A 19,731-nucleotide genomic window follows, 5' to 3' on the forward strand; every position below is an offset into this window, starting at 1 on the left:
GAGCTTACCTATCAATAACTTGGGGAGCGACGGTTTTGGGCGATACCGATTTGATACCATTTTGGAGCTTTTCCATCTCGCTCCAATCTGAGCTTGAGTTGATCCATCGCGCATACGTTGATAGCAGCATCTGCACACTGTGGCCAAGCTGCTGAGCGATAAAGGCGGGATTCAAACCGGACATTAAGCATATTGTCGCATAGGTGTGGCGGCAGTTGTATGGCGGCCGGTAGCGAGTTCCCAGCGCCAGCAGGGCTGGACGCCACTGCTTGTGGATGTCCGATGTCTGTTTTACGTACTCTCCGTTCTTCGAGGGAGGGAAAACGTAGGGTGTCTCAAGCACCTTACCAACTCCACTTTTCCGACGTTCTGCATAATCTCGCGCGAACTCCAAGGCGTGAAGCGCGCGATCGTTCAGCAATACGAACCGATCGCCGCCGGTTTTCGTCCGCTCTTCGATCTCTCCTAGGGCGACTGTCCGACAGACGTGAGCGATCTTTTTATTGAAATCGATCGCGTCCCAGCGCAACGCAAGTGCTTCAGAGAGCCGCAGTCCCGTGAAAAAGACGAACTCGTAGAAGGCTGCGTAGATTGTTCCAGGCCAGTGCTTGTGGGCGTAGAGCTGAGCAATGATCCGGTTCGCCTCGTCTAACGTGAATGGGTCTATCTCTTTACGGTTGCGCTTTGGCAGTTCGATTGAGTCGGCGGGATTCTTCGCAAGCAGCCCGTCGGAGACGGCCGACTTCAGCACTGTGGAAAGCTTGGTAAGGGCGTTGCGCTTCACCCCAGGCGAAGCCCAGGCCGTAGAAGTGATGATCGTACGGATCAAGGTAGGGGTGATCAGATCGATCCGAACCAGTGCCAAGCGCGGGACCCAGTATAGGTTCAGTGCCCCTTTGTAATTGTTCCTAGTGCCCGCAGTGATCTCCCGGCTATCCAACCAAAGCTGGGCATATTGGCCGAAGCTGAGCGCGCTTCCGGAGACGGTTGCCGAGCCGGGGAACAGCTCGGCGTATTTGTCGTCATCAAGCAGCCCATGTTTGATGAGGCTGACTACCTGATCGCGAAGCTTGGATGCAGCTGCGATGCCTTTTTGTGTCTGGGGATAGGGGAGCGTTTCACAGCGCCGGACCCCGTTGTAGGTAAAGCGGACACGGAGAGCGTTCCGGAAGACTTCCACCCCTCGGGGCATACCCACTGACTTTCCAGCCATTCTTCGTATCTCCTGATGCTGTAGATGATTCGGCTACCTTGCTTGATCCAAACTCCCATGGGGATCTGGCGGCGTGCACGCCTGGCCCGCAACGCATATACGGTGGTGCCCAGCAGGTCCGCCATTTTCTCTTCCGATACCTTGTCCATTTCGTGGACAACGGCCACCTCGCGCTCTGCGCTCATGTTTTGGTACCTCTCCAATTGAATTTCGGCCCGCACTCGGGCAGTCGGCGCCCACTGTTGGCGGCAGAAGGCGTTAGCTCGGGCGTTCGGTCTTATCTCTCGACAGCGCCCTATCCATCAGCGCAATCGACTTTCGGCGTCGGTCCTGGACCTCAGTGCTGTCTGGGTCGTAGGTAGGGCCGAGATAGCTGCAAGGATCCTTCGCCATCGCCCGCTTCACGCGGTTGAAGTTCTCATCGCGCTGCCAAAGGCTGCTCCAGACCATGACCGGTTTCTTGCCTTCGGATTCAGCCTCGGCAAGCTTCCAGATTGCTTGGCGATCGAAGGTCATCAGGATGTCCATGGCGCAGACTGCCAGGCGCAGGTCGTCATAGTCGGGCCGCTCGCCTGAGCGTGACGCTTCAACAATTTCGCCGAGAGTTTTCATGGCGTCACCACACGGCGAGCCCACTGCACATAGGGGCCGTCATCCGTATCGAAGATTCCCATCAGGAACCACTCAGGCCCTGGGGATTCAGGATTCCACGCAGTGCACGCAGCATCTTCGTCGGGAAGATCTTCGAGCTCGTCGCCTGAGTGCCACCCTTTGAGCTCGAGGCCTTGCTCTTTCGTCCAGGCAAAGTAGGGCGCAGGGTCCTCACCGCCGCCGAAATCTGGAATGTCTGGGTGGTACCACCATCCGTCTCTGTCGCGCGCCACTGCCACCGGCTGGATCAAAACAGTTTCTTCAGGCATGACTTCGTCCTCACCGCTACAGCGGCTGACTGTGAATTGAAGGGGAAGGGGTTACTTGGCGATGACGTCGGCGCTTGCGATGTAGCGGCCGATGATCATGCCGAGGGGAAGTTGTAGGCAGAGCCACACGATGACGCATTGAGCGGCGAGCAGGCTCATTGTTTCCTCGCTTGTGCATACCGCTGCTGACGCTTCTTGGAGCAGGAGCGGTGGTTTCCGTGGGCGCGGTATTGGCCGGATTCGTCGCATACCCCGTTGAGCTCGAGGCAGGGCATGGGCCTGGCGCGGGGTGTGGTGGTGCGGCGCAGGGCGGTCACGCTGCCACCGCCTCACGCGCCGCGGCGCGCCAGGGATCATTCGCGCGGGCCAGCGCCGCCATCGGCGGAGGGCTCACGCTGTTGCCACACATGTGCACCTGCTCGGTCTTCGTGAACTTCCGGCCGTCTGCGCCTTTGTCGATGATGTAGTTAGCGGGGAAGCCCTGGGCGCGGTACAGCTCATGGGGCTGCAGCATGCGCAGGCAGATGTCGAAGATCACATAGGGGGTGCCTTTGACCATGACAGTTACCAGTGCCAGCCGATCCTTGGTCGTGATCGTCGGCGCCGGGCTGCTGCAGCCGCTGACGTTCTCCGTGCCGTAGTAGCTGATCAGGAACGCCGCAACGCGCAGCGCGCCTTCTTCATGCTCGGGCGACAGCTTCAGCTCCACCAGTGAGCTCTTGCCCCCACCACAGGCCGTGATTGTCGGTGCGGGTTCGTCGATAGCCTGGCCGACGCTGGCGCCGAACTGGCGCTCCATGAAGGCGGTGACCACGCCGTGGTGGGTGCCGCCGGCGCTGATCGTGTGCAACGGGTCTGCAGTGTCCCGCGCATCACAGTTGCCTCGCAGGTGCACTAGGTTGGCAGTGACCAACTGCTGCTGGCTTCCGGTATTGGTGACGGTGGTCATAGGCTCGTCCATGGGTTTGGCGTCGGTGGTGTTGAATCCGCCGTTCATCTGGGCCATGACTGCCGTGCACACCCCCATGGCATGCGCGGCGCCGGGCGGGCGCTGGTAGTTGCCGCCGCTGGTGATGGTCGGTAGAGGCTCGTCAAGCGCTTTGCCTGCATCATCGAATCGGAACTTCACCAGGTGCGCTGCAGCGAGCGCGCGGTGACTCTGCGTCATCAGAGTCCCAACTGGCTGATCAGCGCCCACCGGCTTCCCGGCATATTCCGGCCCGCCTGCGCCAACGAGCACGGCGCTCGACAACGCATGCTTCACGCCGCCTGCAACGACGGTCCCCAGCGGGGTATCGAGCCCAGGGACCCGCGGCTGTTGTCCCTCACGCTCTCCGTAACCGGTCTGAACCAGCGTAGGGCTGATCAAGGTAAGCTCTCCGCGGTTGGCGCATGTCACGGTCGGCAGCGGCAGGCATGGATCGTTGACCCGGTCGCTACCCTGGTGGGTGGCTGGCGCGATGATCGGGCTGGCCATGGCGAATGATCCGCCACGTGGCCACGACGTCACCGTACGCAGCGGTTCATGAGCAGACTGGGCCAGTTCTCTGGACCAGTTCGCGATCGGCACGATGAAAGGGTCGGCGCTGTCGATCACGAACTTCTTCATGCCCTTGGCAACCCGGCGAAGCGTGGCCGGGGCCAGGTCCTTCTTGCGGCCGAAGATGCTTTTGCTCGGCACCGACCAGTCGATGCAGTCGGCGGCTGTGCGCCACTTCTGTTGGCCCTTGGCGGGCTTGCGAGCGTGCGTTGGCTCTGGCCACACAATGGGCTGGCCATCGCACCGGGCGATCATGAACAGCCGCTCGCGGCTGGTGGGCGCGCCGAAGTCGCAGGCTTTGATCACCCGCCACTCGACCGCATAGCCCATGCCTTCCAGTAGCGCCACGAACCGGCGCCAAGTGGTGCCGCGGCGCTTTGGGTCAGGCACCAGGAATTGCTGGTGCACAGGAACCACTTCGCCCGGCGCGGCGACCTGGCCGCCCAGCTTCATCACCCGTCCGGTGACCTTATCGCGCTTGGCGATCAGCGGGCCCCACTGCAGGATCTGCTTCACGTTCTCTAGGCTGATGACCCGAGGCCGCTTCTTGCCGGCCCATTTCAGGCCGATCCACGACAGATTGCGGATCTCACGCTTGCGCGGCTGGCCGCCGGCGGCCTGGCTGTGATGCGTGCAGTCAGGGCTCATGTGGAACCAGCCCACGGCGCGCCCGCCGCATTCTTGGTCGGGGTCACCTTCGAACACGTCGGTGGTGTAGTGTCGGGCCGCCGGGTGGTTGGCGGTATGCATGCTGATCGCTGCCGGGTTGTGGTTCTTGGCCACAGTCACCGCGCGACCCAGGCCCATTTCCAGCCCGGTACCGGCGCCGCCGCCACCGCAGAAGAAGTCCACCACGATCTCATCGTCTTGCGGATCGAAGCCAAGGCCGTACTGGGTTTTGAAGTCGAGCAGGTGTTTCTTCTGGTTAGCTGACATGAGAAGTCCTCGCCGGTGGCGTGTATTTACAAATGTGATTGAAATGGGTTCCCTCTGATTTGGACCCGGACTGGCAGTTGCTGCCGCTTTAGCCTATACATGGTTCACAATCAGAAATAAGAGGTGTGTTGGTCATGGTCAAGGATATTGAAAAGGCAGTCAGACATGCCAAGGCCGCTTTTGACGATATGACTCAGGAGGAGTTGGATGAATGGAATCTAATTAACGATAAAGAACACCGGGAGCAGTACCAAGATTTTATTGATGGCTACAAGCAAGAAACTTGTTACCTCTGCGGTAAGGATTTCAAGACTGTTAGCAGGGATGATCCATGTGTGCACTGGTTACTACGTCGAGGAAAGTTTAGGACGAAAGATATAAAATTAGTTACGGCCAAGTTCGGTTACCACAATATATGTGCGTACCTTAGATGGTGCGCCAACGCTGAAAGGATAGCTGTAAACATAAATGATTTGACTGAAGAGGCACCTGCAGGCAAAGTTTTGAGCTCAACTATCAAATGGAAGAATATCGAGTGGTCATTCGACTGTTCCCCTAACGATTTTGCTGGTCATGGCGGAGCTCATTCGAACTTCCCGCATTATCATTTCCAGATGAGAATTGATGGTAGACAGTTCATAAACTTTAACGACTATCATCTGCCTTTTAGCGACTTCGATTTGGTCCAAATGCGTTTATCTCAGGAGCCAGGCGTGCATTCCGACTATGGAGCCCATGGGTTTGGTATGCAGGATGCCATGCATGCTGATCCAGCAGATATTATTAACTACACGAATCCAACAGATGATGAAAGTGACTCCGTTTTTAATATTCAAACCATGGTCATGGCGCCGGATAACCCAATAAGAGGTGAAGAAATAATCGCAGCTTTCGAAGAAAGCAAGCGAACGGGGAGAACCATGGCCGCGATCTTCAGGGAAAGGTTCGCAGGTTCCAGCGTCCAAGTGCAGACCGTAGTCAGCCCATCGGACAACGTTCCGCAGATAACCTCGAGGACGGAGCATAAGCCTCGGTGACCTTCGTTCCCATGTTGGAAAATTATCGAGCACCCAATTGCCAACCCTGCGGGCCACCGAACTTACTGTTTAGTACCGTCTTGAATTTTTCGTCAATAGCCTAGCTCTGGACATCCTCATCAATCCAGCGCAATTTAAGTACTCGTGGCCAGCCCCTGGTGATGACCGAGATGCGCAGTGTAACCAGTTGTTCGGTGAGGCCGTCAAACGGGATGCAGCACACAAAGAGGTTTTTCTTTGCTACGTGCTTAAATCTACGGCTGCGAAGATTGTTGAGATAGCCAGCAGCTATCGAAAGCGGCCCGCCTGTCGAGGCGTTCAGCGTGATAGGTGAAGGTGGGGTGGGGGGCTACGCGGCTACGGTGTCCGGCTCGGCCAAGGCCTGCTGCACCGCGGCAATGATGCGTTCGAGGTCGTCGTAGTCGGGGTTGGGCTCAGTGGCGTCGTTGTCCGCCGCTAAGTGCCACCACTCATCACCGAACAGTCTGTGCATCAGCTCGCTATGCGCGCCATGCAGGTGGTCGATGGACGGCGAATCCCGCAGATCTCCGGCCTCGTCGTAAAGCTCGCGCGCTTCGTCCCGGCCATAGCAGAATGTTCTGCGCTCCTTCAGAACCTGGCGCCGCGCTTTGTCGGCAAGTGCTTCGCCACTGAACTGCCTGGAGCGCATCTGTGAATCGAAATAGCCGATGATGTAGCTCGCACTGAGCTCGCGGAAGAACTGGCCTACGGTCATGCCGTCCCACATTCCACCCCAGAACGCCGTCCAGCTTTTTCCCCAGCAGCTGACGGTGATTTTGCCGCGCTTGGGCTCGAGGTCTTCGAGGAAGACCGTGATGGGGTCCAGGTTCGCGGCGCCTGTGATGTACAGCTTGGTAACGCTCGAGGTCTCGACCTTCATGGCAATCTCCATTGCAGGCGCCCCTCCGTCGCTCGGAGGTAGCTATTTAATGTTTCAAGAAGTAAGAGTGTGGTCCGGCATCCCGTCGGCGAGCGTTACGCCAATGAAAAGCATGCCGACCAATGTGGAGGTTTCTGCACGTATCGGAATTTCAGAGGAAGAAGTGGCCCTCTACCGTCAGTCTTCATCACGACGAGTCGATGGGTTTTGGGTCATAGTTTTCAGTTACGACATGCCCGCATTGCTCAGGAAGCATCTCTCAGGCAGCTTCACAGTCATCATGGAGCCGGTCATTCGATCCTAATGTGTGCGGCCTGTGCTCATTCAATGGGTATTCAATGGAGGTGCGTTAGCGTATAGGTGGGCCCCGGCATTCGGCCGGACAAAGGAAATGTCAATGTTTAGTCCCGTCGAAAACGTCACAGCTATTGAGCAGGCGACCGTTGCTCTGCTCACTGAATTGCACATGTCAGGAGGCGATTTAGTTCTGAGTGCTGATTTCGCGAAGCGTGGTATCAAGTCCGGCGCTGCGTACAGTTGGGTAGGACCTGAGCTGGTAGCTGGATCACAGGATGCTGTCGATCGCATCGTAGAAGCGATCACGCTGGCTAGCTGATCCGTAAGGAATTAGTGGACTCACCGGTCAGCCGCCCGCCTGCCGAGGCGTTCGGCGTGATAGGTGAAGGTAGGAGAAGGGTTAGGCGGCTGCGGTGTCCGGCTTGGCCAGGGCCTGCTGCACCGCGGCAATGATGCGTTCGAGGTAGTCGTAGTCGGGGTTGGGCTCCGTGGCGTCGTTGTCCGCCGCTAAGTGCCACCACTCATCACCGAACAGCCTGTGCATCAGCTCGCTATGTGCGCCGTGCAGGTGGTCGATGGACGGCGAATCCCGCAGATATCCGGCCTCGTCGTAAAGCTCGCGCGCTTCGTCCCGGCCATAGCAGAATGTTCTGCGCTCCTTCAGGACCTGGCGCCGCGCTTTGTCGGCAAGTACTTCGCCACTGAACTGCCTGGAGCGCATCTGTGAATCGAAATAGCCGATGATGTAGCTCGCACTGAGCTCGCGGAAGAACTGGCCTACGGTCATGCCGTCCCACATTCCACCCCAGAAAGCCGTCCAGCTTTTTCCCCAGCAGCTGACGGTGATCTTGCCGCGCTTGGGCTCGAGGTCTTTGAGGAAGACCGTGATGGGGTCCAGGTTCGCGACACCTGTGATGTAAAGCTTGGTCGCAGTCGAGGTTTCAACCTTCATGGCAATCTCCATTGCAGGCGCCACCCTCCGTATCCGGCGGGAGGCAAGACTGGTTAAAATGAGTGTTTTGGTCTGGATGGCACAGACATGGACACAAGGACGAATGAGGCAAAGCCCATGAGCTACAAAGGGCACACAGTCAGAGCCTTCGCTCACTGGACGAGTGGATCTGGTGAATCGCATCTGCTGCGCATCATCAATGTGGTTGTTGGCATGAAGACCAAGGTTATCTATGGGCCTTGGGAGTCCAATGAGGCTGCCATCGAGGCAGTGCTGAAAGCAGCCGGCGAAATTCTCGACTCTTCACCTCACGCCGTGCTCGGCCCTCCGATATCTCGGTGAGTGGCAAATAAGGCTGGGGTGGTCTATAGGTATTGGCCGGCACAGGGCCGGACTAAAATGGAGTCGGATATGGCTATTGGGAAACTGATGCAACACCAGTTAGAGGAAATACTTTCTGCCGGAGCTGCTCTAGAGCTTTCTGCGAAAGGCCGAATGCCGAGTCAGCTCATTGACCTTGCTAAGTGCGCCAAACGTGGAGGTTCGCATCTTACCCTCACAGATGCAGGCGAAATCTTGCATCACCTATTGTTGGAAATTGCCCGCGATGGGCAGGGTCATGTCACCTTGAAGGATTGAATATTTCATCTCTATCATCCTGCAGAATCATCAGCATGCTCCACCGGACGTATACTGCGCGGAATGCTTGGGGTCTTCGTGATCAGGTTGAGCTTGACCAGGGCGCCAAGGCGCTCGGCGATGCAGTTCTGGCGGACCCCGGCGAGTTCGGCGAGGTCAGCCAGGGTAGGCGAGTACCCGTGCTTTGCGATGTACTGGCGGATGTGCTCCAGCGTTTCGAGCTGGGGTTTGCTGGGCTTTTTACTTGCGGGCATTGGTACCTCCGTAGCCTGCAGGATGGCGGGCCCGTCTCCAGGCCTCCGTCCCGTTAACGTGGGTCGAATGAACCCAAGGCGAGGGTCGCCGCTTCGCCAATCTTGTCCTCGAGGACCGCTTTGAATTCCTGGGCAATGTCTTCGCGCTGGACATCTTCACCGATCCAGCGCAACTTCAGCACCGGCTGTTGGCCGCTGGTGATGACCGAAAGGCGGAATTTGATCTGCTGCTCAGTCAGGCCCTCGAACGGGATGACATTGAACAGCAGTGCCACCGGCAAGGTTTCCTTGCTGCGCGCCTCGATCTGGTCCATGGCGCTGCGGCTGGCGCTGGTATCCCCGACCGTTGTTTCCGATTCGCTGGTGGCCTTCACCGTGATGGTGCGCACCGCGGCGATAGCCTTGGCGATCGCGATGGCAGTTTCGTTCTCGTCGACCGGGGTCAGGTACTGGTGCCAGTCCTCGATCCAGTCGCTCATATCCTTCTGGGTCATCGCTTTGCCGTTGACCAACTGAGCGGCCTTGTACCCCGCAGATGGCTTCAGCTTGAGCAAGGCACGGTCATCAGCGTGGCCCGGGCTGATCTCGTCTCCGATGTTGAAGAAAAGAGAGCAGGACATCTCGTCCTGGTCGATGAAGCCCTTGGCGCCGGGCATGTTGCGCTTGATCACATGGCCAACGAAGTCAGCCAGCGAGTGAGTAGAGAAGGTGCCGCGGAAGCGGCTACGCCCGGCCATGTAGCGCTCAAGGTCGGCTACGCTCACGGCGTCTGGTATCAGCGCGACTGGCGTGTTGGTGGGCAGCATCTTGCCGGCGGCCGACAGTGCGGTCTCGGTAATCTGCTGGATTGCATCTTTGGTCAGGGACATTCTTCTATTCCTGGTGGTGGGGTTCGAGATCAGGTGCGGGGTTTGATAGGGGCTTCATCACGACTGAACAACTGGTCGTGCTTCTCTTGGAAGAGGCTGATGCGGCCGCCGGAGCCGACGTACATCGGGGGTGTCCAAGCTGGTGTTCTCACTGCGCGTGCCGCGCTTGGTGGGCACCTTGTAGTCGAGCTTGTGCTTGATCTTCACCTGGTGGGATTCGCCGATCTGGCTGAAGTCCAGGGTGATGACCAACTTCCCGGCCTTGCCGTGATCGACGACGCCCGAGGCGACTTCGGACAGGGCATGGCCGATCTGGCTGGCGAAAGCGCCGCCATTCAACTCTTCAAGGAATTCGGCGGTATCTGTGGGTGTAGGCACTACGTGTCTCCAGGCGATGATGTTCAGCTAGCCCAGCGAGTGCGGTACTTCACGATGTCCCTAGCATTGGAAACACCGCAGCCGTACTTGGCCGCCAGATATTCGTAACCACCAACGCCCGCTTCGTACTCGGCGCGCATGGCGGATACTTGTTCAGTGGTGAGCTTTGCCCGCTGGTGGCTGGCACCGCAGCGATGATTCGTGTGGTTTCGAGTGATCTTTTGCATGCAGTCCGCTCGCAGGTATGTCCAGCCAAGCCAGACGTCGTCGCTGACTTACTCTTTTGGTGAGGCGCTTCAAGATTCGAACCCTGAGCCTTCGATCAGCGCCCTGGCGTCAGCTTTCAATTCCATCTCCTCAGCGAATTTGCTCGCTTCCTTCCAAGTGTCCCGCTCGCCAACTACCTGGCCGGTCGAACGCTCGGTGACTTGATAGGCGCCTGGGCCCTTGCCCACGATCTGATAGCGCAACTGCTGCACTGGTGAGCGTCTCCCGATGCGGTTGTACAGGTCGACGGTGGTGGTGTTCATTCGAGCGCGACACGCCTCAAGGACGGTTACGCGCTGATGCATGGCTGCGTGCATGTCTTTCTCCTTGTCTGAAGGCATTGGTCAGGACCCTGGGGCAGGGTGCTGGCTCATATCGACGGGCAAAGAAAAGCCCGGACATGCCGGGCTTTGCGCTCAAGTGGTACCACCCTACGAGAGCGTTGCGTGCTGCCCTGGGCGGGCGCTTGTTTATGGCTTCATGGCTCAACCCTCCATCCGTACGCCGCTGTGTATAGGCAGCGGCACCCATCAAGCGCAGTATTCGAAGGCTTCGGCCTTGCGCATCACACGCACCTCGGCGGTACGACGCTCCGGCGCGCGGCGGTCTCGGCGCATTGAGTGGTCATCAGCCACCGCGTGCATGGTGATGAGCGCGGCGAGCAGGATGCACACCGGTGAAATGATCTGACGCTTCATGGCCTCGGCCACCAGCGCGGCCCGGCGGTGCACACCTAACTTGAACATGGCCACGTCCAGCCGCTTCTTCACGGTGCCCGGCGAGATGCCGAACACCTTGGCGATTTCCTTGGCCGTCATGCCCGCCGCGACGGACATGCAGTACTGCAGTTCTTTGGGCGCCAGGCCTCGTCCGAGGTGGCCTTTCCATTCGCCGCTGATGATGGTTTCCATGATGATTCCTCAGACTTGGTAACTCGTTCGATTTCCCGTCTGGCCCTGTCGCCAAGGCCAGCCAGTGAAATCAGGTGCCGGTCTTTTCCCGGCTGTCATCCAGTCCTCGGCACTGGCGCCGCTCCGTGCCCGCTGTTGATTGCAGGCCGAGAGTCGTCGATGGTTTGGGCGGTGAGCTTCCTCCCCAGGGCGTTAATCAACATCTGTTCGCCTTGGATCGCGGGCCTATACAACATGCATGCTGCAGCTCGTTTGCCCGGATAAGTGGGGCAGGGTGCATGAGGTCCGGCGCCCCTCAATGCCGAAGCTCGGGGCGCTAATTTGAATCGTTTGAATGTGGGTCCGTTTCTCCTAAAGAACTTGGTCCAGTCGATCCCTCGCGGGGCTGGGAGGCCAATTCGCTGGCCCCGTGCTAACTGGCGGCTTCACCAGTCGTGTCCCGAGCCGCGCTGGCGTCTCGATGGATGTAAATATAGGCGAACACATAATTGCTGTCTATGGGTACGCACATAATTTTATGGGTTACCTATTTTTTGGCTGAAAAAAAGCCCGCTCAAGGCGGGCTCATCTCAGACTTCGCAATACTCTCGCCAGCCTATTCGAACTTCCTTTCCGTCTACCTCATCAACCTTTATCCCGGCAGTCTCCGATATCTCGTTCAGGAGCCGCCGCCAATCTGCAGGCGGCTCGTTAGGTAACCTGGACACCACAACGAATTGGCGCTTCTGAACCTTCGGATCATTGATGATGCGCTGCACGCGGTGGCCGATCTGCTCGTAGGTGCGCGGCTTGGTCTGGGTGAAATCTGGCTGGTGAAGCAAAGTGAACCTCCTTATCTACTGCTGTATGTACATACAGTATTCAGGAGTAGGGGAAATGGCAAGCGCAGTGGAGGATCAATCTGACAGGCACAAAAAAACCCGCCTGCCGCGGGTCTGGTATTTCTAGTAGAGGCTGGAACCGATACCTGTTCCGGCATCAGCCTATGCTGGTTCAAAGCTTCATGAGCGCTCTCACCACCACGCCAACGATCTTGCAGTCGTCCGCGCACGGCTCAATAGGGTAGGCCGGGTTCAGCGGTTTCAGGAAGCGGCGCCCACCGTCCTCGACCAGCTTCTTGAACGTGGCTTCATTGCTATCGGCCAGCTTGGCGATTACAAGCTTGCCCGAATGCACGTCGGCTTCGGTGTCCACCAGGATGAACGTCCCTTCTGGAACGCTCTGTCCGTTAATGGAAGTCATCGAGTCGCCTTTCACCTCGAGCCAGAAGGCTGGGCCTTTGGAGTCGTACTCCGACATTTCATACCGATCGGAGAAACCAGGTGGGAAGGGCTCTACCGCCTCAGACCACGCGCCAGCGGCAACCCAGGAGATGACCGGATACCGGAACATCATGTTGGGTTGCACTATGTCCCGAACATTGCTCTGCTCGGTTTCCCCGATCATCTGTCCCGCACCGCTTTCTATCCAGATAGCCGATACGCCACAGGCCTTCGCAATTGATGCGTTGTACGAAGATCGGGCTGAGCGCCCTCGCTCCAAGTCGGAGATCGACGCCTGGTCTATGCCCACCAGCTTGGCCAATTGCGCCTGAGTGAGCTTCGCGTGGCGCCGCGCGGCTTTGATTCGGTCTTTATATTCCATCGCTCGATTATTACTGGTGCTCCCATATCGTTGCAAAGAGGTATACCTATGCTCTACGATATGGGTATTCACATAAGTAGGGGCGACATGAACACGATTTTTAAGGACCTGGTTGCCTTCTTCGGTACGCAGGAGGCAACCGCTGAGAAGCTGAAGGTCGATCAGAGCACCGTTTCGGGCTGGGTCCGGGGTAAGCATGGCATGTCTCCTATTGTCGCCAAGCGGGCCGAGGCTCTGAGTGAAGGATCTTTCAAGAAAGAGGATCTCTGCCCCTCATTTCCATGGGCTGAGATGGCGGCGTAGCCGGGCATTTATCCAGCCGGTGAGTGAATTATCCGCGTGTTGGCGCTTGGCCAGTAGTTACCCCGCAGGGCTGTTGATTTAACCAGTATAAAAAATGCAGACGAAAAAAAACCGCCTGGCAGGGCGGCTTCTTAAACGACATCGGAACTGAGGTTGATTATGCACACCCAGATCACCCCCCGCAATACCCTCGATGATTCGTCATCGGCTCAGAATCACCAAACGATGACGCGTCATGTCATGTCATCGCGCGAGATCGCCGATCTCACCGGGAAGCTTCACAAGAACGTCAAGCGCGACATCACCACTATGCTCGTCGAGCTGAAAAAAGATGCGCTCAGTTTTGAGCGCATCTACTTGGACGCACAAAACCGCAATCAGACCGAGTACCTACTCGACCGCGAGCATACCGACTGCCTGCTGACCGGTTACAGCGCCGAACTGCGTATGAAGGTGATCCGCCGCTGGCGCGAGCTCCAGACTCAGGCTCAGGCGATTCCTGCGACCTACGTCGAGGCCTTGCGTTTGGCCGCCGACAAGGTCGAAGAGAACGAACGCCTGCTCGGCGTGATCCAGTTGCAAGCTCCGAAGGTGGCCGCGATCAAGCGCCTGGCTGCTGCCGCCGGCGCCATATGCATCTCCGATGCCGCAAAGCAGCTGCAGATCACCCCTTCGAAGCTGTTCAGCTGGCTTCAGGCGAACCGCTGGATCTTCCATCGCGGCAGCTCCACTCGCTGGATCGCCTATCAGCCGCGCATCACCGCCGGCTTCATGGTGCACAAGGTCACCCAGCTCAAGCCTGACGCTGAGACCGGTGCCGACCGTGCTGCCTACCAACCCCTCATCACTCCGAAAGGCCTCGCGTGCTTGGCCGAGAAGAATATTGGAGCCTCGCTGTGAGCGTTCAAGCAATGTCCTGGGCACTGTCCCGTCGCGACCTCGGGAAGGACTCGAGCGCGCGCCATGTGCTGCTGTGCCTGGCCAACTATGCCGCCGCCGACGGCCGTGGCGCTTTCCCATCGGCCAAGACCCTGACCGAAGACACTGGCCTGTCCGAGCGCACCGTGCGTTCGAAGCTCGATCTGCTCGAGGTCCAAGGCCTCATCGTTCGTGGCAACCAGGCCTTGGCCGCCGTGTACATCGACCGCCATGACCGCCGCCCGGTGGTGTACGACTTGATGCTCAAGCGGGGTGCAGCAGATGCACCCCGTGAAGAGGGAACGGGGTGCAGCCAGCAACAGAACGGGGTGCAACCTACGACAGAACGGGGTGCAGCCATTGCACCCAATACATCACTTAACCATCAATTAACCGAACAGCAGCAGCCGCACGAGATTTCGGATGTGGTGGCTGAGCAGGACCTGGCCGCCGCTGCAGAGTTGGATGGATCTGCCGAAGGTCGCCAGCGCTTCTCGATGCACGCTGACTGGGCCGTCAACCACGCCTCCCTGGCTGCCCAGCTCAAGATCATGGGGATCACCACGGTCCTCACCGACGAGACCTTCGGGTCATTCATGGGCTTCCACATTGCCAAGCCGGACATCCGCGACACCGACGCTGGCTGGTGCCACCGCTTGGCCAAGTGGACCAAGCGCCAAGCCTCCGAGAGCACAAGCGCTGCCGACGCCGGCGAAGGATCGGCCAACTGGGCAGCCAAGGGGGTTCGGCTGTGAAGACCGCAACCAGCGTACGCGACCTGATCGCTACCCGCCGTACCGACCCAACGTATCAAGCACCTGTCGAGCCCGGCGCTGTGGCGGTTGACCCGGCCACCCGGGCAGTGATCGACGACCTGTTCCTCCGCCTGCGCGGCGCGTGTGGCGCCTGGCGCCAGTCCTGGCCGACCGAAGCTGTCATGAACGCCTCGAAGCTGGAGTGGCTGGCTGAGTTCATGCGCGCGGGCATCAACCGCATGGAGCAGATCGACCACGGCATGCGCGTTGTGAGCGCGAGCAAGCGGGCATTCGTACCGACCCCCGGTGAGTTCGTGAGCTGGTGTTTTGCGCCTGAAGGTCTGGGCCTGCCCAGTGTCGAGAAGGCCTATGCCCAGGGCCTGCGCAACTGCCATCCGGCCATGCGTGCCGATGCCAAGTGGATGCACCCGGCCGTCTACCACGCCACGGCCGCCGCCGGCTTCCACAGCCTGCCGCTGCTTACCCGCGAACTGGGCATGGCCTCGTTCGAGAAGCACTACCTGGAGCAGTGCCGGAAGATCTGGAAGGGCGAGCAGCTGGGTGCTGTCCCGGTGGCAGAACTCGCCGCACCGGCCGCGCCGCGCAACCCAGAGGTGGCCCATGCTGCCCTGGCAAACCTTCGCTCGAAAGTATCGGGAGCACGCCCATGAACATCCGCCAGACCAAATTGACCAAGGCCGCCTGCGGCCGTGACTGCCAGGTGCGTGTGCCTGGCGTGTGCAACGGCAACCCTGAAACCACCGTGCTGGCGCACTACCGCCTGGCCGGCACAAGCGGCATGGGCTGCAAGCCGAACGACTTCCAAGGCGCCTGGGCGTGCTCGGCCTGCCACGACTACGTCGACGGGCGCGGCTCAAGTCGCCGCCGTGACGACCGGGAAGAATCACGCCTGCTCCACGCCGAGGGCGTCATGCGTACGCAAGACATTCTGATCCGTGAAGGGAAGGTGGCATCGTGAAGGCCGCGGAGCTGAAGTTGTTCAAACCCAAAACGGTACGGGCCAGGCCCGCCGACCGCGAGGGCCAGGAGCAGACAGCGCTGATGCGTGAGATCGAGCTGCGTTATCCCGATGCGTTCGCACTCATGTACCACGTCCCGAACGGAGGGCACCGGCACAAGGCCGTCGCCGCCAAGCTGAAAGGGCAGGGCGTGAAGGCCGGGGTGCCAGACCTGGTCCTGCCGATAGCACGCGGCGGGTTTTTCGGCCTGTACATCGAATTCAAGGCCACGGTCGATCCCGCACCAGTCTCTGCAAGCCAGCATGCCTACATCGATCGCCTCAACCTGCAGGGTTACCTGGCGATCGTCTGCCGAGGGCACTTCGATGCGATGGAGCAGCTGCGGGCCTACCTCCGTCTGGCACCGACGAGAGCTGCGGTATGACCCTTGTGGTTGCATTCTCCGATGCCGAGCTGCGCCGCCGCGCAGATGACCCCTCTGCTGTTCTCATGCGCGACCCGCGTCACCCTGGCCTGTACTTTCGGTTTACCGAGGCCCGCCCGCGTGGCACCTGGAGCTTGGTCGTACGGAAGAAGTGGATGCGGATCGGCTCCTACCCTGATCTGTCGGCCAAGGCTGTACTGGCGGCGCTGCCCGAGACTCGGCAGCGGCTAGGCGCGGATGCCAACGCTACCGCTGCGGTATGCCCGTGGGCCACCTTGGGCGAGCTGTTGGCCTGGTACAGCGACCGGATGAGTCGAGACCGGCATCTGTCCGCCAAGCGCAAGGCCACGGCCAAGTCTGCCATTGCGTGCCATCTGATCCCGCGCGTGGGCGGCCTGGCCTTCGCTGAGATTGATCGCGCTACGCTCGACACCAAGCTGATGTGGCCGCTGCAGGAGAAGCTTTCGCTGGAGTTCGTTCGGCTGATATTCGCGTTGCTGGTGCTGGCCTGTCGGCAGGCATTCGTGCTCGACATGATCCCCACCAACCCGATGGCCGGGATCAAGTTCAGCGATTTCTCCAAGACGAAGATCAAGGCCAAGGCGGCGCGGCTGCGCGGTGTGCAGGTCCAGGATCTGCTGGAGCAACTGGCGGATGCCTTCGAGCGGCGGCCTGCGCACGGCATGTTGGCCTTGATGATGCTGTGCCACGGTACGCGCGTCGGCGAGACCCGCATGGCGCTCTGGTCGCATATCAGCTTGGCCGACCGTACGTGGCATATCCCGGCCGTCCACACCAAGACCCGAGTCGAGCATTCGCTCCCCCTGACCGATCAGGTGTGTGCGCTGCTGGCCCGCTACCGTCATCGCCAGACCGATATCGGCTACACCGGGCAATACCTGTTTCCGGCCCGTCATGGCAAAGGCATGAGCGAGGGTCAGGCCAGCCTGGTATTCACACAGCTGGGGCAGGGCGAGTGGACCAGTCATGACCTGCGCAAGTTGGCACGCACCGGCTGGGCGGACCTGGGTATCGACTTCCTGATCGGCGAGATGCTGATCAACCACGCCATGGGTCACAACGTGCAGGCCTACATCCACACCACAGTTGAAGAGCGCAAGCGCGAAGCCTTGGAGAAGTGGCACAGCCATTTAGACGCCAAGGGATTCAGCGTGATTCATGGGTTGGAGGGCGTCGAAAACAAAGAGTCCAGCATCGGTCTGGAAGCCGCGCCGCACAAGGGCTGCGAGCCAGTTCAAGAATCAACCATAGGCGAGGTTTCAAAAGCATGAAAAAGAGCCATGGGCCTGCTTTCCGTGCTGCTCGCATTGAGCTCGCCAGGTGCTCGGCCTGCCGTGGTCGCGCTGTGACGCAGGGCGTTTTCCATGAGCTGCCATGCGACCAGTGCAGCGCGTCCGGCTGGGTTTCGGCTGAGACCGGCGAGGCACTGCCGCACGATGTGCTGGTGACGCAGCTCAGCCTCCGTTTACAGGCTGCCGAACAGCAGATCGAACAGTTGAAGCGGCCGGCGCTGATGAATGGCCCGGCCGCCCAGTACAAACAGAACAACCGCCGCGGCGCCGGCGGCACGAACTACACAGGGGATTGAGCGATGGCTATTTATAAAGACGTGATGGGCACCCTGGTGCGCGTGCTGGCCGCCGACAACATCGACAACAGCACCAAGCAGTCCTGGCAGAAGTTGATCGATGCCGATCTGCGCCAGGGCGGTACCGGCAGCACTATCTCGGTTCGCGACAAGTTCGACTACGACTGCTGCCTGTACGCACTGCTGCACCGCGAACTGGCCTCGGCCCACTGGGATGTGCTGGTCGCCAAGTACTCGACGCACAAGGCCAACAAGGTCGCCGCCATTGGCCGCCTGGTGAGCCGCATGACAAGCCCGGCGCCGCAACTGTTCGTCTTCAAAGCGCTCACCGCCTGGGCTATCCCTAAGCTCAAGGGTGAGCAGTCTGGCAAGCGCTCCACCGACATGATCGTCCTGCCGGTCGAGTTCTACGACATGAACACGTGGGATCCCGATGCATCGCCAGAGCGCACCCGCCGCAACTGGCGCGCTGGAATTCACAAGCGCCTTGAGCAGCTGGAGGAAGCCGCCGTAATCCACGCGACTGAGATATTCGACGCCGAGCAAATCTTTCTGGACGCCGCTTGACCGGGATGGCCGATTGGCCGTAAATTATCCCCATCATGTCGATCTTGCGTGCGCTGATACGCAACGACAATAAAACATCCGAAACCCGGCCATTGCGCCGGGTTTTTTCGTTTCTAGCTCCCCAGTTTGGGGAGGCATTCGGATTTCAATCATGCCAGAGAAAGACCCCGACCTCTGGGCTCAGGTATGGCTGCACCTTCGCCTGTACCTAGCCAACCCTCTCTGGCAAGGAGCGATCATGGCAACGGTAATTTCTGGGCTTCGTGTGTTGTACGAGGCCAAAGAGACCAGCAAGCGGCGCATCCTGCTGGAGTCACTGATTTGTGGCGGGCTAAGCCTGTCCGCGAGCAGCGTCATCGAGTGGATGGAGTGGCCTTCGAGCTTATCCGTTGCCGCTGGTGGTGCGATCGGCTTTGTCGGTGTGACCGTCATCCGCGAAATGATCGTGAAGTTCCTAGGACGCAAGGCGGACAGCCTATGAGCCTGCTCAAAAACATTGCCGCTGCACTGATCATCGCTTTGGTGGCTGCACTGCTCATTGCCATTCAGCAGTACCGCGTGATCGCCCTGGAGGGGCAGGTGACGGTGCAGACACGGGCTGCCAAGGATGCAACTGAAGCCAACACCGAAAGCCTGAAGACCATCACCACGCTCCAGGCCGAGGCCAAGCGTAACGCCAACTACCTGGCCGATCTGCAGCAGCGCCTCAAGGCCAGCGAAGACAAGGCCCGCCAAGCGAGGAAGGACTTTGAAGACCTCAAGCGTAAGAGCCCGGCTGTTCGCAAGTGGGCTGATCAGCCTTTGCCTGACGGCCTGCGCGGCAAGCCCGCAGCCAGCGCCGGGAAAGACGTCAGCGGTAACGCTGGAAGCACCGGTAATGGTGCCGTGCGAACGGGTCAGCGATAGCGATGACAACCTGGCGCTGAATGGCGACCTTTGGGCACTGAAGGATCGGGCCATCAACCTGCTTGATACCTGCGCTGATCAAGTAGATGCGCAGATCAAGCGGAGCCAGAGCAAGTAGGCCTCGCCACAAGTTCACGGCGGCCATTTTGTGGCGCGTATCGAGGTGCACTGATGGCTAGACTAAAGACGCTCGGCCCGCGTCTCAAAGAGTGCAGCACCTCCAGGGTCCAAGTGGTCACGACCGGTAGCTGGCGAAGCGGTATGACCAGCTCGCAGCGAGGCTACAACTACAAGTGGCAGAAAGCTCGAGAGCGCTACCTCAATAGCAACCCACTGTGCGTTCACTGCCAGCAGATTGGACGCGTGACGGCGGCAAGCATCGTCGACCACATCGTGGCTCACAGGGGTGACATGGTCCTCTTCTGGGATCAGACCAATTGGCAAAGCCTTTGTAAGCCCTGCCACGATTCGGTCAAACAGGCGGAGGAAGCTGCCAGCCGTGGAGGCTAGG

Annotated in this window: 29 protein-coding genes and 1 pseudogene; 16 read left to right on the forward strand and 14 right to left on the reverse strand. The window is 59.4% G+C overall.

The window, feature by feature from the left end:
* Window positions 1-4: 4 nt before the first annotated feature.
* The 4 genes from LT40_RS08565 to LT40_RS08580 all read right to left on the reverse strand — a co-directional run bounded on the left by LT40_RS08565 (window position 5) and on the right by LT40_RS08580 (window position 4,609).
* Window positions 5-1,213, reverse strand: coding sequence for a tyrosine-type recombinase/integrase (locus tag LT40_RS08565; protein ID WP_043188871.1), 1,209 nt, complete (start codon window positions 1,211-1,213; stop codon window positions 5-7).
* 258 nt (window positions 1,214-1,471) lie between these two features.
* Window positions 1,472-1,825, reverse strand: coding sequence for a hypothetical protein (locus LT40_RS08570; protein WP_043188874.1), 354 nt, complete (start codon window positions 1,823-1,825; stop codon window positions 1,472-1,474).
* The gene (locus tag LT40_RS08575; RefSeq protein ID WP_043188878.1) at window positions 1,822-2,133 is read right to left on the reverse strand and encodes a hypothetical protein; all 312 of its coding nucleotides are present in this window, start codon (window positions 2,131-2,133) and stop codon (window positions 1,822-1,824) included. Before LT40_RS08575 ends, LT40_RS08570 begins: the two co-directional genes overlap by 4 nt.
* Window positions 2,134-2,446: 313 nt before the next feature.
* Window positions 2,447-4,609, reverse strand: a complete 2,163-nt coding sequence (locus tag LT40_RS08580; RefSeq protein WP_043188881.1) for a DNA cytosine methyltransferase — start codon at window positions 4,607-4,609, stop codon at window positions 2,447-2,449.
* A 134-nt stretch (window positions 4,610-4,743) separates the two neighbouring features.
* Here LT40_RS08580 and LT40_RS08585 point away from each other — a divergent pair, with 134 nt between their 5' ends.
* Window positions 4,744-5,646, forward strand: coding sequence for a hypothetical protein (locus tag LT40_RS08585; protein ID WP_043188883.1), 903 nt, complete (start codon window positions 4,744-4,746; stop codon window positions 5,644-5,646).
* Window positions 5,647-5,995: 349 nt separating this feature from the next.
* Here LT40_RS08585 and LT40_RS08590 read toward each other — a convergent pair whose 3' ends face one another.
* Entirely contained in the window at window positions 5,996-6,547 is a 552-nt protein-coding gene (locus LT40_RS08590) for a phiTE_072 family protein (RefSeq protein ID WP_043188887.1), read from the reverse strand.
* Between the two features lie 397 nt (window positions 6,548-6,944).
* Here LT40_RS08590 and LT40_RS08595 point away from each other — a divergent pair, with 397 nt between their 5' ends.
* Window positions 6,945-7,163 carry a hypothetical protein gene (locus LT40_RS08595; RefSeq protein ID WP_043188890.1) on the forward strand — a complete coding sequence of 73 codons (219 nt, stop codon included), beginning with the start codon at window positions 6,945-6,947 and terminating at the stop codon, window positions 7,161-7,163.
* An 81-nt stretch (window positions 7,164-7,244) separates the two neighbouring features.
* On the opposite strand, the gene LT40_RS08600 is transcribed toward LT40_RS08595, so the two are convergent.
* Entirely contained in the window at window positions 7,245-7,796 is a 552-nt protein-coding gene (locus tag LT40_RS08600) for a phiTE_072 family protein (RefSeq protein WP_043188893.1), read from the reverse strand.
* A gap of 117 nt (window positions 7,797-7,913) precedes the next feature.
* Between LT40_RS08600 and LT40_RS08605 the strand changes: the two genes are divergently transcribed.
* Window positions 7,914-8,138: a hypothetical protein gene (locus tag LT40_RS08605; RefSeq protein WP_148308538.1), complete on the forward strand. Its 225-nt coding sequence runs from the start codon at window positions 7,914-7,916 to the stop codon at window positions 8,136-8,138.
* A gap of 69 nt (window positions 8,139-8,207) precedes the next feature.
* On the forward strand, window positions 8,208-8,435 hold the full coding sequence (locus tag LT40_RS08610; protein ID WP_043188900.1) for a hypothetical protein: 228 nt from the start codon (window positions 8,208-8,210) through the stop codon (window positions 8,433-8,435).
* Window positions 8,436-8,449: 14 nt separating this feature from the next.
* On the opposite strand, the gene LT40_RS08615 is transcribed toward LT40_RS08610, so the two are convergent.
* The 8 genes and pseudogenes from LT40_RS08615 to LT40_RS08645 form a co-directional block, all read right to left on the reverse strand.
* Window positions 8,450-8,689 carry a LexA family protein gene (locus LT40_RS08615; protein ID WP_043188902.1) on the reverse strand — a complete coding sequence of 80 codons (240 nt, stop codon included), beginning with the start codon at window positions 8,687-8,689 and terminating at the stop codon, window positions 8,450-8,452.
* 53 nt (window positions 8,690-8,742) lie between these two features.
* On the reverse strand, window positions 8,743-9,558 hold the full coding sequence (locus LT40_RS08620) for a DUF2303 family protein (RefSeq protein WP_043188904.1): 816 nt from the start codon (window positions 9,556-9,558) through the stop codon (window positions 8,743-8,745).
* A gap of 29 nt (window positions 9,559-9,587) precedes the next feature.
* Window positions 9,588-9,936 (reverse strand): annotated as a pseudogene (locus LT40_RS08625) (hypothetical protein).
* 23 nt (window positions 9,937-9,959) lie between these two features.
* Complete coding sequence (locus tag LT40_RS21575; RefSeq protein WP_148308539.1) at window positions 9,960-10,163, reverse strand: hypothetical protein; 204 nt, start codon at window positions 10,161-10,163, stop codon at window positions 9,960-9,962.
* Window positions 10,164-10,232: 69 nt separating this feature from the next.
* Complete coding sequence (locus LT40_RS08630) at window positions 10,233-10,466, reverse strand: hypothetical protein (RefSeq protein ID WP_148308540.1); 234 nt, start codon at window positions 10,464-10,466, stop codon at window positions 10,233-10,235.
* A 267-nt stretch (window positions 10,467-10,733) separates the two neighbouring features.
* Window positions 10,734-11,114 (reverse strand): helix-turn-helix transcriptional regulator, encoded by a 381-nt coding sequence (locus LT40_RS08635; RefSeq protein ID WP_043188907.1) that lies wholly within the window; start codon window positions 11,112-11,114, stop codon window positions 10,734-10,736.
* Window positions 11,115-11,683: 569 nt separating this feature from the next.
* On the reverse strand, window positions 11,684-11,935 hold the full coding sequence (locus tag LT40_RS08640) for a DUF1654 domain-containing protein (protein WP_043188909.1): 252 nt from the start codon (window positions 11,933-11,935) through the stop codon (window positions 11,684-11,686).
* 172 nt (window positions 11,936-12,107) lie between these two features.
* The gene (locus tag LT40_RS08645; protein WP_084139760.1) at window positions 12,108-12,956 is read right to left on the reverse strand and encodes a LexA family protein; all 849 of its coding nucleotides are present in this window, start codon (window positions 12,954-12,956) and stop codon (window positions 12,108-12,110) included.
* A gap of 345 nt (window positions 12,957-13,301) precedes the next feature.
* Here LT40_RS08645 and LT40_RS08655 point away from each other — a divergent pair, with 345 nt between their 5' ends.
* The 12 genes from LT40_RS08655 (at window position 13,302) to LT40_RS08705 (ending at window position 19,730) form a co-directional block, all read left to right on the forward strand.
* Complete coding sequence (locus tag LT40_RS08655) at window positions 13,302-13,961, forward strand: phage antirepressor KilAC domain-containing protein (RefSeq protein ID WP_043193501.1); 660 nt, start codon at window positions 13,302-13,304, stop codon at window positions 13,959-13,961.
* A complete protein-coding gene (locus LT40_RS08660) occupies window positions 13,958-14,734 on the forward strand; it encodes a DnaT-like ssDNA-binding domain-containing protein (RefSeq protein WP_237749296.1) in 777 nt (258 codons plus the stop codon). Before LT40_RS08655 ends, LT40_RS08660 begins: the two co-directional genes overlap by 4 nt.
* Entirely contained in the window at window positions 14,731-15,405 is a 675-nt protein-coding gene (locus tag LT40_RS08665) for a replication protein P (RefSeq protein WP_043188916.1), read from the forward strand. Before LT40_RS08660 ends, LT40_RS08665 begins: the two co-directional genes overlap by 4 nt.
* Before the next feature lie 2 nt (window positions 15,406-15,407).
* A complete protein-coding gene (locus tag LT40_RS08670; protein WP_043193502.1) occupies window positions 15,408-15,713 on the forward strand; it encodes a DUF1364 domain-containing protein in 306 nt (101 codons plus the stop codon).
* Window positions 15,710-16,138, forward strand: coding sequence for a VRR-NUC domain-containing protein (locus tag LT40_RS08675; RefSeq protein WP_043188919.1), 429 nt, complete (start codon window positions 15,710-15,712; stop codon window positions 16,136-16,138). The genes LT40_RS08670 and LT40_RS08675 overlap by 4 nt, the downstream gene beginning before the upstream one ends.
* Window positions 16,135-17,430 carry a tyrosine-type recombinase/integrase gene (locus LT40_RS08680; RefSeq protein WP_043188922.1) on the forward strand — a complete coding sequence of 432 codons (1,296 nt, stop codon included), beginning with the start codon at window positions 16,135-16,137 and terminating at the stop codon, window positions 17,428-17,430. Before LT40_RS08675 ends, LT40_RS08680 begins: the two co-directional genes overlap by 4 nt.
* Window positions 17,427-17,747 (forward strand): hypothetical protein, encoded by a 321-nt coding sequence (locus LT40_RS08685; RefSeq protein WP_043188923.1) that lies wholly within the window; start codon window positions 17,427-17,429, stop codon window positions 17,745-17,747. The genes LT40_RS08680 and LT40_RS08685 overlap by 4 nt, the downstream gene beginning before the upstream one ends.
* 3 nt (window positions 17,748-17,750) lie before the next feature.
* Complete coding sequence (locus LT40_RS08690) at window positions 17,751-18,314, forward strand: hypothetical protein (protein ID WP_043188924.1); 564 nt, start codon at window positions 17,751-17,753, stop codon at window positions 18,312-18,314.
* A gap of 151 nt (window positions 18,315-18,465) precedes the next feature.
* A complete protein-coding gene (locus LT40_RS08695) occupies window positions 18,466-18,795 on the forward strand; it encodes a phage holin, lambda family (RefSeq protein WP_043188925.1) in 330 nt (109 codons plus the stop codon).
* Window positions 18,792-19,220 (forward strand): hypothetical protein, encoded by a 429-nt coding sequence (locus tag LT40_RS08700; RefSeq protein ID WP_043188926.1) that lies wholly within the window; start codon window positions 18,792-18,794, stop codon window positions 19,218-19,220. The genes LT40_RS08695 and LT40_RS08700 overlap by 4 nt, the downstream gene beginning before the upstream one ends.
* The gene (locus tag LT40_RS21835) at window positions 19,120-19,338 is read left to right on the forward strand and encodes a hypothetical protein (protein WP_237749319.1); all 219 of its coding nucleotides are present in this window, start codon (window positions 19,120-19,122) and stop codon (window positions 19,336-19,338) included. The genes LT40_RS08700 and LT40_RS21835 overlap by 101 nt, the downstream gene beginning before the upstream one ends.
* Window positions 19,339-19,391: 53 nt before the next feature.
* Window positions 19,392-19,730: an HNH endonuclease gene (locus tag LT40_RS08705; protein ID WP_043188930.1), complete on the forward strand. Its 339-nt coding sequence runs from the start codon at window positions 19,392-19,394 to the stop codon at window positions 19,728-19,730.
* The last annotated feature ends 1 nt before the right edge of the window (window position 19,731 follow it).

Source organism: Pseudomonas rhizosphaerae (assembly GCF_000761155.1).
Lineage (GTDB): Bacteria > Pseudomonadota > Gammaproteobacteria > Pseudomonadales > Pseudomonadaceae > Aquipseudomonas > Aquipseudomonas rhizosphaerae.

Coding starts and splice junctions, on each gene's coding strand:
- LT40_RS08565 (WP_043188871.1), bottom strand. CDS start 1,213: ATGGCTGGAAAGTCAGTGGGTATGCCCCGAGGGGTGGAAGTCTTCCGG.
- LT40_RS08570 (WP_043188874.1), bottom strand. CDS start 1,825: ATGAAAACTCTCGGCGAAATTGTTGAAGCGTCACGCTCAGGCGAGCGG.
- LT40_RS08575 (WP_043188878.1), bottom strand. CDS start 2,133: ATGCCTGAAGAAACTGTTTTGATCCAGCCGGTGGCAGTGGCGCGCGAC.
- LT40_RS08580 (WP_043188881.1), bottom strand. CDS start 4,609: ATGTCAGCTAACCAGAAGAAACACCTGCTCGACTTCAAAACCCAGTAC.
- LT40_RS08585 (WP_043188883.1), top strand. CDS start 4,744: ATGGTCAAGGATATTGAAAAGGCAGTCAGACATGCCAAGGCCGCTTTT.
- LT40_RS08590 (WP_043188887.1), bottom strand. CDS start 6,547: ATGAAGGTCGAGACCTCGAGCGTTACCAAGCTGTACATCACAGGCGCC.
- LT40_RS08595 (WP_043188890.1), top strand. CDS start 6,945: ATGTTTAGTCCCGTCGAAAACGTCACAGCTATTGAGCAGGCGACCGTT.
- LT40_RS08600 (WP_043188893.1), bottom strand. CDS start 7,796: ATGAAGGTTGAAACCTCGACTGCGACCAAGCTTTACATCACAGGTGTC.
- LT40_RS08605 (WP_148308538.1), top strand. CDS start 7,914: ATGAGCTACAAAGGGCACACAGTCAGAGCCTTCGCTCACTGGACGAGT.
- LT40_RS08610 (WP_043188900.1), top strand. CDS start 8,208: ATGGCTATTGGGAAACTGATGCAACACCAGTTAGAGGAAATACTTTCT.
- LT40_RS08615 (WP_043188902.1), bottom strand. CDS start 8,689: ATGCCCGCAAGTAAAAAGCCCAGCAAACCCCAGCTCGAAACGCTGGAG.
- LT40_RS08620 (WP_043188904.1), bottom strand. CDS start 9,558: ATGTCCCTGACCAAAGATGCAATCCAGCAGATTACCGAGACCGCACTG.
- LT40_RS21575 (WP_148308539.1), bottom strand. CDS start 10,163: ATGCAAAAGATCACTCGAAACCACACGAATCATCGCTGCGGTGCCAGC.
- LT40_RS08630 (WP_148308540.1), bottom strand. CDS start 10,466: ATGAACACCACCACCGTCGACCTGTACAACCGCATCGGGAGACGCTCA.
- LT40_RS08635 (WP_043188907.1), bottom strand. CDS start 11,114: ATGGAAACCATCATCAGCGGCGAATGGAAAGGCCACCTCGGACGAGGC.
- LT40_RS08645 (WP_084139760.1), bottom strand. CDS start 12,956: ATGCTTACCCCGGACCCAGCCCGAAACGGTGCTCTGATCGACCTTCAG.
- LT40_RS08655 (WP_043193501.1), top strand. CDS start 13,302: ATGTCATCGCGCGAGATCGCCGATCTCACCGGGAAGCTTCACAAGAAC.
- LT40_RS08680 (WP_043188922.1), top strand. CDS start 16,135: ATGACCCTTGTGGTTGCATTCTCCGATGCCGAGCTGCGCCGCCGCGCA.
- LT40_RS08685 (WP_043188923.1), top strand. CDS start 17,427: ATGAAAAAGAGCCATGGGCCTGCTTTCCGTGCTGCTCGCATTGAGCTC.
- LT40_RS08690 (WP_043188924.1), top strand. CDS start 17,751: ATGGCTATTTATAAAGACGTGATGGGCACCCTGGTGCGCGTGCTGGCC.
- LT40_RS08695 (WP_043188925.1), top strand. CDS start 18,466: ATGCCAGAGAAAGACCCCGACCTCTGGGCTCAGGTATGGCTGCACCTT.
- LT40_RS08700 (WP_043188926.1), top strand. CDS start 18,792: ATGAGCCTGCTCAAAAACATTGCCGCTGCACTGATCATCGCTTTGGTG.
- LT40_RS08705 (WP_043188930.1), top strand. CDS start 19,392: ATGGCTAGACTAAAGACGCTCGGCCCGCGTCTCAAAGAGTGCAGCACC.